This is a genomic window from Porifericola rhodea (assembly GCF_030506305.1).
Classification (GTDB): domain Bacteria; phylum Bacteroidota; class Bacteroidia; order Cytophagales; family Cyclobacteriaceae; genus Catalinimonas; species Catalinimonas rhodea.
Genome location: NZ_CP119421.1, coordinates 4,802,543 through 4,820,670, shown reverse-complemented (window position 1 = coordinate 4,820,670; position 18,128 = coordinate 4,802,543). Strand labels below are relative to the sequence as shown.

12 protein-coding genes are annotated in these 18,128 nt (G+C 41.8%); 7 read left to right on the top strand and 5 right to left on the bottom strand.

The features are described from left to right. Positions 1–22: 22 nt before the first annotated feature. A complete protein-coding gene (locus PZB74_RS19770; protein WP_302238896.1) occupies positions 23–2,293 on the bottom strand; it encodes an aconitate hydratase in 2,271 nt (756 codons plus the stop codon). Positions 2,294–2,486: 193 nt separating this feature from the next. Between PZB74_RS19770 and PZB74_RS19765 the strand changes: the two genes are divergently transcribed. The 3 genes from PZB74_RS19765 to ypfJ all read left to right on the top strand — a co-directional run bounded on the left by PZB74_RS19765 (position 2,487) and on the right by ypfJ (position 5,152). Continuing rightward, complete coding sequence (locus PZB74_RS19765) at positions 2,487–3,323, top strand: alpha/beta hydrolase (RefSeq protein ID WP_302238894.1); 837 nt, start codon at positions 2,487–2,489, stop codon at positions 3,321–3,323. A gap of 10 nt (positions 3,324–3,333) precedes the next feature. Next, positions 3,334–4,221 (top strand): alpha/beta hydrolase, encoded by an 888-nt coding sequence (locus PZB74_RS19760; protein WP_302238892.1) that lies wholly within the window; start codon positions 3,334–3,336, stop codon positions 4,219–4,221. An 88-nt stretch (positions 4,222–4,309) separates the two neighbouring features. Continuing rightward, positions 4,310–5,152, top strand: coding sequence for a KPN_02809 family neutral zinc metallopeptidase (ypfJ, locus tag PZB74_RS19755; protein ID WP_302238890.1), 843 nt, complete (start codon positions 4,310–4,312; stop codon positions 5,150–5,152). Between the two features lie 37 nt (positions 5,153–5,189). On the opposite strand, the gene PZB74_RS19750 is transcribed toward ypfJ, so the two are convergent. Next, the gene (locus PZB74_RS19750; protein ID WP_302238889.1) at positions 5,190–6,188 is read right to left on the bottom strand and encodes an alpha/beta fold hydrolase; all 999 of its coding nucleotides are present in this window, start codon (positions 6,186–6,188) and stop codon (positions 5,190–5,192) included. A gap of 389 nt (positions 6,189–6,577) precedes the next feature. Between PZB74_RS19750 and PZB74_RS19745 the strand changes: the two genes are divergently transcribed. Then, entirely contained in the window at positions 6,578–9,859 is a 3,282-nt protein-coding gene (locus PZB74_RS19745) for a PAS domain S-box protein (RefSeq protein WP_302238888.1), read from the top strand. Between the two features lies 1 nt (position 9,860). On the opposite strand, the gene PZB74_RS19740 is transcribed toward PZB74_RS19745, so the two are convergent. Both PZB74_RS19740 and PZB74_RS19735 read right to left on the bottom strand, forming a co-directional pair. After that, the gene (locus PZB74_RS19740; protein WP_302238887.1) at positions 9,861–11,195 is read right to left on the bottom strand and encodes a GntP family permease; all 1,335 of its coding nucleotides are present in this window, start codon (positions 11,193–11,195) and stop codon (positions 9,861–9,863) included. Between the two features lie 47 nt (positions 11,196–11,242). Next, positions 11,243–12,967, bottom strand: coding sequence for an IlvD/Edd family dehydratase (locus tag PZB74_RS19735; protein ID WP_302238886.1), 1,725 nt, complete (start codon positions 12,965–12,967; stop codon positions 11,243–11,245). Positions 12,968–13,098: 131 nt separating this feature from the next. Here PZB74_RS19735 and PZB74_RS19730 point away from each other — a divergent pair, with 131 nt between their 5' ends. The 3 genes from PZB74_RS19730 to PZB74_RS19720 all read left to right on the top strand — a co-directional run bounded on the left by PZB74_RS19730 (position 13,099) and on the right by PZB74_RS19720 (position 17,077). Beyond that, a complete protein-coding gene (locus PZB74_RS19730) occupies positions 13,099–13,935 on the top strand; it encodes a fumarylacetoacetate hydrolase family protein (protein WP_302238885.1) in 837 nt (278 codons plus the stop codon). Between the two features lie 26 nt (positions 13,936–13,961). After that, on the top strand, positions 13,962–15,548 hold the full coding sequence (locus PZB74_RS19725; protein WP_302238884.1) for an aldehyde dehydrogenase (NADP(+)): 1,587 nt from the start codon (positions 13,962–13,964) through the stop codon (positions 15,546–15,548). A 269-nt stretch (positions 15,549–15,817) separates the two neighbouring features. Beyond that, on the top strand, positions 15,818–17,077 hold the full coding sequence (locus tag PZB74_RS19720; protein ID WP_302238883.1) for an asparagine synthetase B: 1,260 nt from the start codon (positions 15,818–15,820) through the stop codon (positions 17,075–17,077). Positions 17,078–17,082: 5 nt separating this feature from the next. Here PZB74_RS19720 and PZB74_RS19715 read toward each other — a convergent pair whose 3' ends face one another. Continuing rightward, the gene (locus PZB74_RS19715; protein ID WP_302238882.1) at positions 17,083–18,111 is read right to left on the bottom strand and encodes a rod shape-determining protein; all 1,029 of its coding nucleotides are present in this window, start codon (positions 18,109–18,111) and stop codon (positions 17,083–17,085) included. Positions 18,112–18,128: the final 17 nt, after the last annotated feature.

The following is an 18,128-nucleotide window of genomic DNA, read 5'->3' as shown; positions in this document are numbered from 1 at the left end:
TTGAATTTATTGTTAAAGCTGATTAGGCTTTTCCTTCTAATTTTCTGATCAGGTTAAGCGCTGAACCTGACTTGAACCACTCTATTTGATTTTCATTATAAGTGTGGTTTGTCTTGATCAGGTCTTCAGAACCATCTGCATGAATCAGTTTTAGCGTTACCTGCTTGTCAGGAGCAAACTGGTCAAGGTCTACAGTTTCAATAGTATCATCTTCTTTCACCTTGTCATAGTCTGCTGGGTTAGCAAAAGTAAGTGCCAGCATACCTTGTTTTTTAAGGTTAGTCTCGTGAATACGAGCAAAAGATTTAACCAAAACTACTTTTACCCCTAAGTGACGAGGCTCCATAGCAGCGTGCTCACGAGAAGAACCCTCACCGTAGTTTTCATCTCCAACTACGATAGTAGGCACGTTTTCCGCTTTGTATACTCTGGCAGTATCAGGCACAGCACCATACTCACCACTCAACTGGCTTTTTACTTTGTTTGCTTCTTTGTTGTAAGCATTGATAGCACCAATAAAACAGTTGTTAGAGATATTATCCAGGTGACCACGATAACGTAACCAGGGCCCAGCCATTGAAATATGGTCAGTAGTACACTTTCCAAATGCTTTAAGCAATAGCTTCATGCCGGTAATATTACCACCATTCCAGGGCTCAAAAGGAGTAAGTATTTGCAGACGGTCAGAGTCAGGCTTAACTACCACTTCTACGCCACTTCCATCTTTAGCAGGTTCTTGATAACCAGCATCTTCTACAGCAAATCCTTTAGGCGGAAGCTCAATACCCTGAGGTTCATCCAGCATCACCTCTTCGCCATTCTCATTTTTCAGCTTATCCTTCATAGGGTTGAAAGTAAGGCGACCAGCGATAGCCAGTGCTGTAGTTAGCTCTGGAGAAGCTACAAATGAGTGTGTATTAGGGTTACCATCATTACGCTTGGCAAAGTTACGGTTAAATGAGGTAACAATAGTGTTTTTCTTGTCTGGGTCATCAGTATGGCGCGCCCACTGTCCGATACAAGGACCACAAGCATTGGCTAGTACCACACCGCCCATCTGGTCAAATGTATTTAACAGACCATCACGATCAGCGGTAAAACGAACCATTTCAGAACCAGGAGTAATGGTGTACTCAGACTTTGCCTTTAGATTTTTGTCTATGGCCTGCTGCGCTATAGAAGCAGCTCTGGTAATATCTTCGTAAGAGGAGTTGGTACAAGAACCAATGAGGCCCACTTCAATTTCTTCTGGCCACTCATGTTTTTTAACTGCTTCTGCAAGTTTTGAGATAGGCCAGGCCAGGTCAGGAGTGAAAGGTCCGTTTACATGAGGCTCAAGCTCGCTCAGGTCAATTTCTATAACCTGATCGTAATATTTTTCAGGAGCTTCAAATACTTCAGGGTCAGCACGAAGGTGATCCGCTACTTTTTCTACTTCCGCAGCAATATCTGCACGGTCTGTAGCTTCTAAGTAGTCTTTCATTTTTTTGCTGTAATGGAAAAGCGAGGTGGTTGCACCAATCTCAGCTCCCATGTTACAGATTGTACCTTTACCAGTACAAGAAAGAGCATCAGCGCCATCGCCAAAGTACTCTACAATAGCTCCGGTACCACCTTTTACTGTTAAAATACCCGCCACTTTAAGGATTACATCCTTGGCAGATGTCCAGCCGCTCATTTTTCCGGTAAGCTTTACACCAATAAGCTTAGGAAACTTAAGCTCCCAGGGCATACCTGCCATTACGTCTACAGCATCTGCACCACCAACACCAATAGCGATCATACCAAGACCACCTGCATTAGGAGTATGAGAGTCAGTTCCAATCATCATACCACCTGGGAATGCATAGTTTTCAAGCACAACCTGGTGAATAATACCAGCCCCTGGTTTCCAGAAGCCTAAGCCATATTTGTTAGATACAGAAGAAAGGAAGTCGTAAACTTCTTTGTTAGTTTCTACTGCTGTTTTTAAGTCTTGTATCGCACCTACTTTAGCCTGGATCAGGTGGTCGCAGTGCACAGTTGAAGGTACAGCTACTTTATCTTTACCGGCCTGCATAAACTGGAGCAGAGCCATCTGAGCGGTAGCATCCTGCATAGCTACACGGTCAGGCTGAAAATCTACATAGTCTTTACCTCTTTCGTACGCTTCAGTAGTATCACCTTTATACAAGTGGGCATACAATATCTTTTCCGCAAAGGTCAGGGGACGACCTACAATGTTTCTTGCTTTATCAATACGGTCACCCATGCGGGCGTACACGTCTTTGATCATGTCAATGTCAAAAGCCATGCTTGTGAAGGATTTTTATGATTTGAAATTGAAAAATTATCTTAAAAAATCGTGATCTGCATTATTAAATTGTCTATTTAGAAGACAAAAACGTAACAAAATCACAGAATTCTATATTGTGCGGTAAGTTAGTCGCAAATTGGGAAATTGTAAAATTTTTGTCCTTATTTAGATAGATTTCAATGAATACACTATGCGAATAATCCCTTTTTTACTTGCCTTATTATTAAGTGTTAACCTAAATGCGCAAAGTTTTGATACTACATCCTATAAGCTTACAAACTTAATTTACAAAGAAACTTCTGAAGCAAACCTAAGTATGGATATTTACTACCCAAAAGAGGCTACTGGAGAAAAGCTTCCGGCAGTTGTCTTCTTTTTTGGAGGGGGCTGGGTCTATGGCAATCGTCAACACTTTGCCGCCCAGAGTAAATATTTTGCTTCTAAGGGAATCATTGCCATCGCCCCAGACTACAGAATTATGTCCAAGCATGGCACTCATCCACGGGTAGCTGTAAGTGATGCTCGTTCCGCCATGCGCTACATTAAGCTGCACGCAGATGAACTGGGAATAGATACTACCCAACTGGCTGCTGCTGGAGGTTCTGCAGGGGGGCATTTGGCACTTTGTACAGCACTTCCGCTTACGGAAGAATCTACTGAAACTATTGACCCGGCTCCTGATGCTTTAATTCTTTTTAACCCGGTAGTTAATACCACAGCAGTGGGGTATGGAGCAGAAAAAATGGATGAAGATAGTTTACGACTCTCACCATATCATCAATTGACAGCAGAGCTACCCCCGACGCTTATCTTTCATGGTACCGGAGATACCACTGTTCCTGTGCAAAATGTATACGATCTGGTAGCAAAAATGGAAGAAATAGGTTTGGAACCTCAGCTACATACATATGAGGGACACCAGCATGGTTTTTTTAACCTGAACCGGAATGATGGTAAGTATTTTTATGAGACTCTTAAGGAAACCGAGAAGTTTCTTATGTCTATGGGGTTTTTAGATAAAAACTAAACAATCAATTATGCTACACCACATAGCTAGTATGGTATTATTGCTGCTGTCATTTTCAGTGAGCTTCGCCCAGAATTATGCTTCCGGTCAGGTAAAAGAAAGTCTTAAAATGCTTAGTAGCAACCTAGGCTACGAACTTGAGTACTCTGTGTATCTTCCTCCTGATTATGAGACCTCTAGTCGGTATTATCCTATACTTTACTTATTACATGGTTATACAGATGACGAAACGGCATGGGTACAATTTGGAGAGGTGAATGCAGCCGCTGACGAAGGTATACATACCAGAGAAATACCTCCTATGATAATCGTAATGCCCGATGGAGGTTCTTCCTTTTACATTGATGATTATGAGGGAGAAGTAAAGTGGGAAAGCGCTTTTATAGAGGAATTTATTCCATTTATAGAAGATAACTATAGAGTAAGAAAAGAGAAGCAATATAGGGCAATATCCGGGCTTTCTATGGGAGGCTACGGTTCCACTATTTTGGCTATGCGTCACCCCAATCTATTTTCTGTTTGTGTGCCTTTTAGCAGTGCTTACCTTAGTGATGAAGCTATGATAGCTATGGATGACACAAACTATGAGCGAGTTGGGGGGCCTCTATTTGGAAAAGGTCTCACTGGTGAAAACCGTGTTAATCCACATTGGAAAAAGTATAGCCCGCTGCATTTGGCAGAAACATTACCTACCGAACAACTAGAAAGTATAAAATGGTACATAGACTGTGGGGATGATGACTTTCTAACAGAGGGTAACGCCTTAATGCATATCACTCTTACCCAAAGAAATGTACCGCACGAGTTCAGAATGAGAGATGGAGAGCATAACTGGTCTTACTGGCGCAGTGGAATAGAGGGTGGCCTACGTTTTATAGGTAGCAGCTTTCATCGTTAATATATGCTTAAGAAGGTATGATTCTTTAGAACAAAATTCCAGTTAACGGTTATACTATTATTTGAATTACTTATAACCATTTTTATTTATGCGCTGGAAAGGAAGACGCAAAAGTTCTAATATAGACGACCGTAGGGGTGGTCGTGGAAAAAATATTGCCGTAGGCGGAGGGCTAGGTACTATCGTAGTGATTGTACTTGCTCTGATTTTTGGTGGAGATCCGGGGGAGCTTTTGAATATGGCTACCCAGACCAGTAGTCCTCAGACCCGGAACGTTAGCGCAGAAGAAGAGGAGCTTGCCAATTTTGTCAGTGTAGTTCTGGCTGACACGGAAGATGTCTGGAACATAATTTTTCAGGAACAGGGAAGAAACTATCAGGAACCTACCCTGGTATTATTTTCTGGGAGTGATCGCTCTGCCTGCGGATTTGCCCAGGCTGCTACCGGTCCATTTTATTGCCCAGCAGACAAGCAGGTGTATATTGATTTGAGTTTTCAGCAGACCCTAAGTCAGCGTCTGGGAGCTGAGGGTGACTTTGCTATGGCTTATGTGGTAGCTCATGAAGTAGGGCATCATGTTCAAAATTTATTAGGTATCAGCAGACAGGTACAATCGCAACGGTCAAGATTAAGTGAGGCTGAATACAATAAATTATCAGTGAGGCTAGAGCTGCAAGCTGATTTCTTTGCAGGCCTTTGGGCACATTATGCAGATGAGATGGCAGATATACTGGAAAGTGGAGATATAGAAGAAGCACTTAGAGCTGCTAATGCTATTGGCGATGACCGATTGCAGAAACAATCACAAGGATATGTAGTACCCGATGCTTTTACACATGGTACTTCAGAGCAAAGAATGAGGTGGTTTAGAAAGGGCTACGAAAGTGGTGACTTTCAGCAGGGTGACACCTTTGATGCGCAGAATTTGTAACTCCCAGGTCAGGTATGGTGTGGTACCTGACCTGACTTTATTCCTCCTTCAGAAAGTGAAGTAAAGGTTTAATAAAACGATCGTAAGCTTCTATATGAGGTAAATGGCCTACATTGCTGAGTTCTACCAGTTCTGCATCAGGTATAACCTTAGCCGTTACTTTACCTAATTGTGGATAGTTACCTAAAGTATTACGAACCTCTTCACTCACCCAACCTTTACCCAAAGCAGTGCGGTCTCTCTGACCAATAATAAGTAGGGTAGGAGCTGTAATCTGGTCAAATTCGTATACAACCGGCTGGGTAAAAATCATATCATAAGTAAGTGCTGCATTCCAGGCAATTTGTGGGTATTGGGGGCTTAGAGTCCAGCCTGCGAGTAGATTGACCCACTCATTATATTCTTCTTTCCACTGCCCATCATAATAACTTTCCAGCTGGTATTTTTTGATACTTTCATAGTTTTTATTCAGTTCCTGCTCGTACCAATAATCTATTGAATGATAGGGTACTTTGCGTTTCCAGTCTTCCAAACCAATAGGGTTTAACAGAATAAGCTTGTCAACATTTTCTGGATACATTAGCGCGAAACGACTCGCCAGCATGCCTCCCATAGAATGCCCTAATACATTTGCTTTGTTAATATTCAGGCTGTCTAACAGTAGTTTAGTGTTTTTTGCAAGCAAGTGAAAAGTATATTGTAGATCTATGGGCTTTGTAGATTTGCCGAAGCCAACCTGGTCGGGTATAATAACTCTATAACCTGATTCCTGTAGATCTTTAGCGGTTTCTCCCCAATAAGCGCCACAAAAGTTTTTCCCGTGCAAGAGTATCACGGTCTTACCATTAGCATTGGTAGGTTTTACATCCATATATGCCATTTTAAGAGATTCACCTTGTAAATGGAGCTCAATGTAGTTTACTGGATAAGGATACTTGTAACCTTCTAAAGCTATACCCAAAGGAGATATCTCCTGTGCAATAAGTTGAATGGTAGAAAGAGTATAAAGCAGTAAAAAAATAGTATTCCGTAGCATAAAAAGGTTTATTAAAGCTAACTCTTATACTTAAAAGAGAGTTTAAAAAAATACAGGTAAAATAAACTTGAGTATTTATACTCTTTCCGGATTATGTTTTACGTAAATTAAAACAAAAGAAACAGGCTTTTTCATTTGTAATTTGTAAGTATTTTTCGTTAAAAAAAGCTTGAATTATTATTGTTAATATTTTTTTAGCACTAAAATACTCGCATGAGTATAAATAATCAGGAAAAAATATTGAGAAACTCTAGTGATTAGAATTGGTTTATAATTATATTATATTAGGTATAAATAACTTATTGCTAACTACTAAGAATTAGTTATCCAATAGAATAGATTGTGAATTTATATGTTAAGTAATTTACCCTAAATGTCAGCGATACGTAATGGCATCTGACCAAATATACAATCAAATTAGCGCAACCAGGTGGATTGACGAATTGAATATTCTTAACGCATTTGACGAGGAAGAATATGAAGATTTTATAGAACTAGCCAAACAGCTTACTCAGGTATCCCAGGTATTTTTTCTGACGGACTTAGCGCTTTCCGAGGAGGTACAAATAAAACTAGCAACAGGTACTAATCACGAATTGTTAGAGCTTAAAAAAGTTGTCTCAAAGCTTAGAAGAGGACATTCTACACCTACAATAGTATCTGACATACGTGAAAGTATAGCCTTACAATCATATCTTTCAGAGTTTTCAGCCTACTTATTTTTTGCCAGCTTTCCATTAAATGATAAGCAGGGTAACTTATACGGTAGCCTAAACCTGCTCGCTGAACATGTACATCATTTAGATGAAGGGCAGATTCAGGCTTTGGAAAGATTATGCAGACAAATTGTCAAAGCTTATGAAAGTAGAAAAAATGAGCTTTTACAGCAGGAGAATTTTAAGCATTTGGAACTTCTTAAAAGCAGGGGAGTAGATGCAATCTATTTGCTGGATGGTGAAGGTTTTATTCAGGATGTGAATAAAACAGCTTGTGAAATGCTAGGATACACCGACGAGGAGCTACTGTACAATCACATTACAGACTACGACTCTATCAACTCAGCTGAAGATTTTAAAAAATTCTGGGATGTTAACTTTCATAAAACACATCTCCATTTTGAAACAACGCAACGTCATAAAAGAGGGCTGCATATTCCAGTAAACATGACTGCTATGCCTTTTGAGCAGTATAATAAAAAATTTATCTGGCTTGTAGTAAAGGATTTGAGGGAAAGGAATAAAAAAAACAAACAGCTAATAGAGAGTGAACAGTTGCACCGCTTTATGACTGAGTACTCCTCTGAGCTAATTTGTCTGCACGATCCAGATGGTACTTATAATTATCTGTCTCCTTCGGTGAAGCATTTGCTGGGATATGAGCCTGGAGAACTAGTAGGTATAGACCCTTACTCAATTTTTCACCCTGAAGATAGACAGAGAGTAAGAGAAGAAACCCATCAGGCGCTTCTAAGCGGAGATAAAAGGGGGAGTATTGAGTATAGAATAAGGAAAAAAGATGGTTCGTACGTATGGTTTGATACTATAGCAGAAGCCATAAGGGCTCATGATGATAAAATTATCTATATCACTACCAATTCCAGAGAGGTTACTGATAAAAAATTAGCTCAGGAAGCCTTAATCCAGAGCGAAGAAAAATATCGCTTTTTAGTAGAAAATACCTCTGATTTTATTACGCTTAGGCAAGAAGATGGAAGATTTGTGTATTTGCCTGCCAATATTGATAAACTTACCGGTTATACTGCTGAAGAACTCTATAAGCTTGACCCGTTTGACCTTATTGTAGAGGAAGACAGAGAAATTATTAAAGCTAAGTTTGCCGCAGCTCTTTACAAGAGTAATGCAAACTCTGTATTGGAGTACCGAATACAAAAAAAGAATAATGAAATAATCTGGATACAAACCCGAGTCCGTTTAATCAGAGGCAATCATGAAAAGCCTACATATTTTCTGACTACTTCTAATGAGATTACGAATAGCAAGCTGGCAGAAAAGGCCCTGCAGAATAGCGAAAGAAAATTCAGACTTTTATTCCAGAATATGAATATGGGGTTTGTGCTTGGTAAAATAATTACCGATGAGCTCCAGAAACCGGTAGATATTATCTTTTTAGATGTAAATCCATACTTTGAAAAACTCTTGAATTTAAATCGGAAAGATGTTATCAACCGTAAATTATCGGATTTACTGCCAGGTATAGAAAGTTACTGGATAGAGCAATTTGGTGAGGTGGCTTTAGGAGGAGAAGCGAGAGAGTACTCTAATTATGCCAAAACTTTTCAGAGCTATTTTGACGCGAAAATATATTCACCACACAAGGGCTACTTTGCTGTAACTTTTTCAAATGTAACGGATAAAATAAAGATAGAGAAAGCCCTGAAAGATGCCGAAACGCGTTACCGTACGTTTATTGAGTCCGTAAGTGAAGGGGTATACCGATTTGAACTAAAAATACCATTAGATACGAGCCTGAGTACAGAAGAGCAGGTTAAACACATCTACGATCATACTTTTCTGGCAGAATGTAATCAGGAGTTTTTAAAAATGTATAGAACCAAGGCTGAAGATGTGGTTGGCTTGCCCCTCTCAACCTTCCACGGGGGAAGAATGCTTAAGGATAATCAGGAAGTGGTAAAAAAATTTATAGAATCGGGCTACAGAATTGTACAGGAAGAAACTATTGAACATGATGTACTGGGTAATACCCATTACTTCTCTAATAATACTGTGGGTATAGTAGATGAAGATGGCTACCTGACTCGGTTTTGGGGTACTCAGACGGATATTACCAAAATTAAAGAATACGAGAGAGAGCTAATTATGGCTAAAGAAAAAGCTGAAGAGAAGGAAAAAGAATTACAGCAGATGAATAAAGAAATTGCTGCCCGAAATTTAGCCATTATTAATTCTAATAAAGAGTTATCCGAGAGCAACGAGAAAATTCTGCATATCAATAAAGAGTTGCACAAGGCCAATCAGGAGCTGGATAATTTCGTCTACCGTGTGTCCCACGATTTACGATCTCCTGTAGCCACTTGCCTGGCACTTATTGACCTTTCTTTACATGAGGACAATCCTCAGCAGCTGAAAGAATTTTTGCTTATGCAGGAGAAAAGTCTTCGTAAACAAGATAAGTTTATACATGATATTCTGGATTATTCGCAGAATACACGTAAGCAGGCACTGCCTAAAGAAATTCAGCTCAAATCTATGATAGAAGATGTCATACAGGAAAACTCTAACGATTATAGAGATACCAACTGCTCTTTAGAAGTAAATGATGCGGTAGAGCTGGTTTGTGATGAAATGCGCCTCCAGATTGTTGTAAGCAATCTGATTTCTAATGCTTTTAAATATAGTATGTTTAAAGATGAACCTTTGGTAAAGGTAAGTGCCAAAGTTACTCCACAAGAACTGCTTCTAAGAGTAGTAGACAATGGGATAGGAATCCCAAAAAAAGAGCAGGAAAGGGTTTTTGAAATGTTTTATCGTGCGACTAACCGAAGCAATGGATCTGGTTTGGGACTCTATATCGTGAAAGAGGCTATCTACAAAATGAATGGAGAAATTAAGCTGGAATCGGAAGTAGGTGAAGGAGCAGCCTTCACCATTAAAGTTCCGAATCTTATCAAAGAAAAAAACTATGCTTCTTAATTTAGATTAACCAAAGCGACAATACCCATACCGCAAAAGCAGCGGTAGCGCCAAGTATTAGCGTACCGGTAGTGTGTAGCTTATACCCATCTTTTACTTCCATGTCCGTCATTTGGGTAAAGACCCAGAAGAAGCTATCATTGGCATGTGAGACTACCAGTGAGCCTGCTCCAATTACTAATACTACCAATGCTTTTGCCATATCAGTATCTAGTCCCAGTGTGCTCATCAGTGGTGCTACAATAGAGGCGGTAGTAATCAGGGCTACAGTAGAGGAGCCTTGTGCCGATTTAATGCCTGCTGCCAGAATAAATGGTAGCCATATACCCAGGTTGGCATCTCCAAGACTATCCCCAATAAGTGTTGCGATCCCTGAATTTTGAAGCACCTTACCAAAAGCCCCTCCCGCACCTGTTATCATAATAATGATAGCGGCATCCAGTAAACCTTTGCCAACCCATCCGGTACTGGAAAGCATCTTGCTCTCAAATTTCTTAGGCAACGTAAATGCTATCAAAACTCCAATTAATAAGGCAATAATAGGATGCCCGATAAAGAGAATAATATTTACAAAAAAGCCGCTACCAAAAGGTAAAGAAGGCAGCTCAGCTATAGAGCGTAGCACAATTAGTACGAGTGGCAGTAAAATAGGGAGTACAGATTTTGCCGCTGAAGGAGCCTGCCGGGTTCTTGTCTCTACCTCCTGATCGCTTAGTTCAGGGTTAGGGTCTATATAAGTTTTGCTGGCAATTTTGGTAGCCCAGAGCCACCCGAATACCAGTGCAAATAAACTAACCGGAATAGCTAAGCCAATCACCATACCCAGGTCAGCACCTAGTATGCCTGCCGCGGCTATCGGACCAGGGGTAGGAGGGACTATGGCATGTGCTACAGAAAGCCCGAGGCCAAGTGCTACTGCTGTGCCTGCCAGTGAGAGACCTGCTTTTTTTGTTAAAGCACGGTTAAGCGGAGTCAGTATAACGAAGCCAGAATCTGAAAAAACTGGTATTGCTATGATATAACCGATGATAGACATAGCGGTAGGTACATGCTTATCGCCAATAGCGTTGAGCACTTTTTCTGCTAGGGCAAAAGCTCCTCCCGACTTTTCAAGAAAAACTCCGATAATTGTTCCGGCAATAATCAGTATTCCTATATTACCTAAAGTGCCTCCAAAACCTTCTTGTATAGAGGCTATCACATCAGTAAATGGCATACCTACCAGTAAGCCATAAAAGATGGCGGCAAACAGCAAAGCCAGAAAAGGATGGAGGTTAAACTTGGTAGTAGATACGACAATAAAGATTACTGCGAGTATGAGTAATAGTATGCTCACTGTAAGTGTAATTTAAGTTGTTGTTGTGTTTGTATGTTAGGGAGAAATTAGTGAGAGTCTCGTTTTACTTCAGAACCGGACTTCCCTCTCAAAAAATCAAAATCAGCTCCTAAATGAGACTGCTGCACATGCTGAATGTATAATTGGGTATAGCCACGCTCATAGCCCAGATTTACTGCTTTCCATTTAGCTTTGCGCTCTGCTAGTACTTCATCAGAAACCTCTAAGTGTAATTTACGGGCTTCCACATCTACCACAATATTGTCTCCGTTTTCTACAAGTGCTAATGTGCCTCCAATAGCTGACTCAGGGGATACATGTAAAATAACAGTACCAAAGGCAGTTCCGCTCATACGTCCGTCAGAGATGCGGACAATATCATCAACACCTTTTTCCAGAAGTTTTTTAGGGAGTCCCATATTACCTACTTCCGGCATACCCGGATAGCCTCGTGGTCCAACTTCTTTCAGTACCATAATGCTGTTTTCGTCAATATCCAGCTCAGGGTCGTCTATACGGGCATGGTAGTCTTCAATATTTTCAAATACTACTGCTTTCCCCCTATGACTCATCAATTTAGGAGTAGCTGCCGAAGGCTTAATAACTGCGCCATCTTCGGCCAGGTTACCTTTGAGCACTGCAATACCTGAACGCTCTTTTATAGGCTTATCTAGTGGAGCGATGACTTCACGATCGTAGCAGGGGGCTTCTTTAGTGTTTTCGCCTATAGTTTTACCATTAACCGTAAGCGCGTCCTGATGAATAAGATCGCCTAGCTCCCGGATTATGGCAGGCAGCCCACCAGCATAATAGAAATCTTCCATCAGAAACTTACCAGAGGGCATCAGGTTAAGTAGCAGTGGAATATCGTGCCCCAGCTTATCAAAGTCATCCAGGTTTAACTCTACTCCAACACGTCCGGCAATTGCCAGTAAGTGTACAATAGCGTTGGTAGACCCTCCAATAGCGGCATTTACTACAATCGCATTTTCAAAGGCTTTTCTGGTAAGTATGTCAGATACTTTTACATCTTCTTTTACCATATTAACAATGCGGCTTCCGGCCATATGTGCGAGAACCTTACGGCGAGCATCAACAGCAGGTATGGCAGCATTATGAGGCAGCCCCATTCCTAATGCTTCTACCATAGATGCCATAGTAGAGGCGGTACCCATTGTCATGCAATGGCCACGGCTACGAGACATACAACTCTCAGCAAAATAATATTCTTCCTGGGTAATACGACCAGCACGCACATCATCAGTAAAGCGCCACACATCAGTTCCTGAGCCTATATCTTTACCTTTGTATTTACCATTAAGCATAGGTCCGCCAGAGACCACAATAGAAGGAATATCCACACTAGCTGCCCCCATAAGTATGGAGGGGGTGGTTTTATCGCAACCAGCCAGTAGCACTACACCATCCATAGGATTACCACGGATTGACTCCTCGGCATCCATACTGGCAAGGTTACGAAATAGCATGGCAGTTGGCTTAAGCAAGGTTTCTCCTAAAGACATTACCGGAAACTCAAAAGGGTAGCCACCGGCTTCCAGCACACCTCTCTTCACGTGTTCGGCAATCTCACGAAAATGTGCGTTGCAAGGAGTATATTCAGACCAGGTATTACAGATACCAATAATAGGGCGACCGTCAAAAGCATGGTCAGGAATGCCCTGGTTTCTCATCCAGCTGCGGTAAATGAAGCCCATCTTATCTTTCTTACCAAACCACTCGTGGCTTCTCAGTTTTTTCTTGTCTTCAGCCATTAAAAAATCAGTTCTAGGTTAGTTATATCGTTTAATTTTGTGGCACAAACTAAACTTTTCGCATCAATAATGATAATTTGAGTTAAGGTTTTTAAATTACATTTGAATTTTTTACGCTAAGCAACCTAACTATGAAAATTTATCACCTCCCCAAAGGGATACTGATTAAAGAGCAGGAAAGCTACTATCTGAACACGCAGCAAAGCTGGGATGAACTGGTTAATCAGGATAATCTGTACACCAGAATAAAAGAGCAGCTCCCCGAACTGGAAAAGGTAGAAAACCCCGACGCTTATTTAAGCAAAAAAATACTAGCGCCTATAGGCTCACAGGAGGTGTGGGGCTCGGGAGTTACCTATTACCGTAGTAGAGATGCCCGTATGGAAGAGGCGAAAGATGCAGGAGGTGGCGATTTTTATGACAGGGTGTACGATGCGGAAAGACCAGAGCTATTTTTTAAAGCTACTCATTACAGGGTAGTAGGTACCAACGATTATGTACGTATTCGTAAAGATTCTAGCTGGGACGTGCCCGAGCCGGAAATGACTTTATTTATATCTTCCAGTGGTCAGATTCAGGGGTATACACTGGGTAATGATATGAGTTCGCGAAGTATAGAAGGGGAAAACCCGCTGTATTTACCCCAAGCCAAAAGCTATACGGGTAGCACTGCCATTGGCCCCTGCCTGTATCTGGCAGAGCAGGCATTGCCCAAGAGTACAGAAATTAAACTACAGATTAAGCGAGCAGGAGAAACTGTTTTTTCCGGAGAGACATCTATAGACCAGATAAAAAGGGAATTTACAGAACTTGTAGACTTTCTTTTTCGTGAGTGTGATTTTCCCCAGGGCGTATATCTGATGACAGGAACCGGTATTATCCCTTCTCATGATTTTACCTTACAGTCTGGAGACGAGATTTTTATTAGCGCGGAACCCATAGGTACCCTGGTTAACAGAGTAAAATAATTTTTTTAATCATATAACTATTGACTATGCAACTTAATGGCAAGCACATTATTGCGGGAAATTTTTCAAAAACAGGGTCGGATAATTTTCGGGCAGTAAACCCGATAAGCGGTGAAGAACTGGCAGTAGACTTTTGCGAAGCTACCTACGATGAGATTGACCAGGCGGTACAGCAGGCGGAAGTAGCTTTTCAACATTATCGCAAAGCATCGGGTACACAGAAGGCTAAATTTCTGGAAAAAATAGGGGATGAGATCATGGCATTAGGTGATGACCTGATCAATCGTTGTTCGCAGGAAACCGGGCTTCCGCAGGGGCGTTTGCAGGGAGAGCGGGCACGAACTGTCAACCAGTTAAAAATGTTCGCCGAATTGCTTAGAGAAGGCTCATGGGTGGATGCGCGTATAGATACCGCCATACCCGATAGAGAGCCGCTTCCTAAACCAGATTTGCGTATGATGCAAATCGCCCTGGGACCGGTAGGTGTATTTGGTGCAAGTAACTTTCCCCTGGCATTTTCAGTAGCCGGAGGAGATACTGCTTCTGCATTAGCAGCTGGATGCTCCGTAGTAGTAAAAGCACATCCCGCGCACCCAGGTACCTCGGAGATGGTAGGGAGAGCGATTTCTCAGGCAGCAAAAGCCTGTAATCTGCCTAAAGGCGTATTTTCTATGGTGCAGGGTAAAACACCTTATGTGGGTATGGCAATTGTCAACCACCCTCTAATTAAAGCGATAGGGTTTACCGGTTCTTTTCCGGTAGGTAAAGCCCTATTTGATGCTGCGGCCAAAAGAGATGAACCCATACCTGTATATGCAGAGATGGGAAGTATTAACCCTGTGTTTGTATTGCCCGGCGCACTGAAGGAGAGAGCAGAGAGTGTGGCTCAGGGACTGGTAAACTCCCTAACGTTAGGAGTTGGGCAGTTTTGCACCAATCCGGGGGTAGTATTTTCTATGGAATCAGCAGAGAGCGAAGAGTTTGCCACCCGAAGTGGAGAACTGCTACAGGAGGTGAGCACCGGTGCTATGCTGACATCTAAAATCAGAGACGGCTATACCGAAGGTGTTAAGCGTTTTAGCGAAACAGAAGGTGTAAAAATTCTTGGAAAAAGTAAGCAGGATGTAAGTGCTTCTGCGGCAGCTGGACATGTGTTTCAGACCGATGCGCAAACATTTTTGCGCCAGCCTGATCTTTCCGAAGAAGTGTTCGGTCCATCTACCATTCATGTAACTGCCAGTAGCAAAGATGAGCTGATGAAGCTTGCTGTCAATCTGGAAGGACACCTTACGGCTACTCTTCAGGCAACAGAAGAAGACCTGGAAGAGTACCAGGATTTGGTAGAAGTCTTGGAAAGAAAAGTAGGGCGACTGATTATTAACGGTTTTCCTACAGGAGTAGAAGTTTGTCATTCCATGATGCATGGCGGGCCTTTCCCGGCTACAACTGATGCACGTTCTACCTCAGTAGGCACAGCTGCTATCGCGCGCTTTAGCCGTCCGGTCAGCTATCAGAGCTTTCCTCAGTTTCTACTTCCCGAAGAACTCAGAGACGAGAATCCCTTAGGAATCTGGCGTATTGTAAACGGAGAAAGAGTAAAAGGCTCACTCTAACAAATACACTAGTAAACTAAAAAAATTAGTGTGGCAATTGAGTTAATATAGCTCATGTCACACTTTTTTTATGCGATATTACCGAAATAGTTTGCCAAGATTTTAAACACTTTTGGTCTTAATTCTTTATCTTATCTATAGAGCGAGCAGTTGCTGAGTAAATACTAATTGTATAAGTACACTGCTGTAGTTTTTGTACTGCCTGGCAGTTTTACTAGGGTATTTTTAAAAGGGTAAGCCACTTTATTTATCTTTTATCCCAATCTGTTATGAGAGTAATTCTGATTATGCTGCTCTCTATTTGCTCAGCTTTTAGCCTTTCTGCTTCTTCTATCTTTATTCCCATGGATCATAGCCAGGCTAATCACCTCAAAGCCTATGGTATAGTGTACTGGGCTCTTACTCAGGAAGTGCCGGTAGACTGGCTCCTAAATTACCGTGGAGGTAGCTTCTTATGCCAATATCAGCAGGAGGTAGAGAACGAACTAGTCATACGTGGTGTAAGCTATGAGGTGATCTCCGATGCTGAAGCTGATCTGGTGGCTACCACCATCGCCAGTCCCTCATCTAATCAGGACCTCATGCGACTGGAACAATTTCCACGTATCGCGGTCTATACCCCTAAAACAGAAAACCCCTGGGACGATGCGGTAATGCTTGCTTTAAATTATGCGGAGATCCCTTACGAAATGGTATTTGATGATGAAGTACTTATGGGTGAGCTTCCCAAATATGACTGGCTACACCTACACCATGAGGATTTTACCGGGCAGTACAGTAAGTTTTATGTGGCTTTTCATATGTACAGCTGGTATCAGGAGAAACAGATAGAATACGAAGAAACTGCCAAAAAACATGGGTTTTCCAAAGTTTCAGAGATGAAGATGGCTGTAGCCAACAAAATTAGTGAGTTTGTAGCAGGTGGTGGTTTTATGTTTGCGATGTGCTTGGCTACTGACACTTATGATATTACGCTGGCTGCAGATGGTCTGGATATCGTGGGGGAGGTGTATGATGGAGATGAGATAGACCCCAATGCGCAGGAGCGACTTGATTTTAGCAGAACCTTTGCCTTTCAGGACTTTAAACTTGTGCTTACCCCCTGGGAAATTGAGTTCTCAGATATTGATATAAATGTAAGTGAAAGAAGCGTAAAGCAGGAGAATGACTACTTTCAGCTGTTTGAATTCTCTGCCAAATGGGACCCCATTCCTACTATGCTTACGCAGAACCACGAGCGGAGCATCAAAGGGTTTTTAGGAGCCACTACTGCCTTTCGTCGTAGGCTGATACGCTCCGAGGCAGTGATTATGGGAGAAAACCGCGAAGACCAGGAAGTAAAGTATTTACATGGTATTTATGGTAAAGGCTTCTGGACTTACTATGGCGGTCATGACCCGGAAGACTATCAGCACAACATTGGTGAGCCTCCTACAGATTTAAGTCTTTTTCCTAACTCTCCGGGCTATCGCCTTATACTTAATAATGTGCTATTTCCTGCTGCCAAAAAGAAAAAGCAAAAAACCTGACGAGCTTATTTGAACATAAGATGCTTAAAAGTTTTCGGGGATTTAATGATAGTGCTCAGCCCTCGGATCACGCTTTGCAGAGGATCGCTATCCTGGTGTACACTAAGCTTGGTCTTCTTTTCCAGTCTTTGGGTGAGCCCCCGAAGTAAAGAGCTACCTCCTGTCAGGTGTAATCCATTACCATAAATGTCTCCGGCAAGCTCGGGAGGGCATTGCTCCAGAGTCTGGAGAATTGCGTTTTCTATTTTTTGTACCGAGGCATCCAGAATATCTGCAATTTCAATATGGTCAATCTCAATGCTTTTGGGCAGGCCGGTAAGCAAATCTTTACCAATAACCTGCATTGTCTCGGGTGCTGGCGATATATCTACGCTGACCGCGCCTACTTTCAGCTTAATTTCTTCGGCTACCTTATTGCCTAATGTTACATTATGTACTTTTCTGAAATGGTCCTGTATATCTTCATTAAAAGTATCTCCAGCTATTTTGAGCGAAGTGTAAGACACCACACCAGATAGCGAAAGCACCACAATTTCAGTAATGCCTCCACCTATGTCAATAAGCATTTTGCCGTCGGGCTCTTCCAGGCTTAGCCCCATTCCTAAAGCAGCGGCAATAGGTTCAAATACCAGATAAGTATGGCTGGACTTAAACTGGGCGAGCGCATCTCTAAGCGCTCTTCTTTCTACCTCAGTAGTATCAAAAGGGATACCGGCAATTACGTAATCATAAGCATAAAAAAAACTGCTCTTATGGTGGGCATGCTCTACCAGCGCCTTTAGCATGCAGTTGGCAGAATCATAATTGATAATTACACCACCTTTGAGCGGTTTTAACACTTTCGTACGCTCCTGTGCCCGCCCCAGCATCAGGTAAGCTTCTTGACCTATTGCTTTTACTTGTTTATTACTCTTTTCTATCGCAATATATGAGGGCTGAGAGGAGGTGTTATCATGCTTATCTGAGATAATGGTATTGTCATTTCCCAGGTCTATAGCTAAACTATTCTCCCGCCTGATGCTGATATTAAACATTTGCTGCTGTGTTGTAA

Coding starts and splice junctions, on each gene's coding strand:
- PZB74_RS19735 (WP_302238886.1), bottom strand. CDS start 12,967: ATGGCTGAAGACAAGAAAAAACTGAGAAGCCACGAGTGGTTTGGTAAG.
- PZB74_RS19730 (WP_302238885.1), top strand. CDS start 13,099: ATGAAAATTTATCACCTCCCCAAAGGGATACTGATTAAAGAGCAGGAA.
- PZB74_RS19765 (WP_302238894.1), top strand. CDS start 2,487: ATGCGAATAATCCCTTTTTTACTTGCCTTATTATTAAGTGTTAACCTA.
- PZB74_RS19720 (WP_302238883.1), top strand. CDS start 15,818: ATGAGAGTAATTCTGATTATGCTGCTCTCTATTTGCTCAGCTTTTAGC.
- PZB74_RS19725 (WP_302238884.1), top strand. CDS start 13,962: ATGCAACTTAATGGCAAGCACATTATTGCGGGAAATTTTTCAAAAACA.
- ypfJ (WP_302238890.1), top strand. CDS start 4,310: ATGCGCTGGAAAGGAAGACGCAAAAGTTCTAATATAGACGACCGTAGG.
- PZB74_RS19770 (WP_302238896.1), bottom strand. CDS start 2,293: ATGGCTTTTGACATTGACATGATCAAAGACGTGTACGCCCGCATGGGT.
- PZB74_RS19760 (WP_302238892.1), top strand. CDS start 3,334: ATGCTACACCACATAGCTAGTATGGTATTATTGCTGCTGTCATTTTCA.
- PZB74_RS19750 (WP_302238889.1), bottom strand. CDS start 6,188: ATGCTACGGAATACTATTTTTTTACTGCTTTATACTCTTTCTACCATT.
- PZB74_RS19745 (WP_302238888.1), top strand. CDS start 6,578: ATGGCATCTGACCAAATATACAATCAAATTAGCGCAACCAGGTGGATT.
- PZB74_RS19715 (WP_302238882.1), bottom strand. CDS start 18,111: ATGTTTAATATCAGCATCAGGCGGGAGAATAGTTTAGCTATAGACCTG.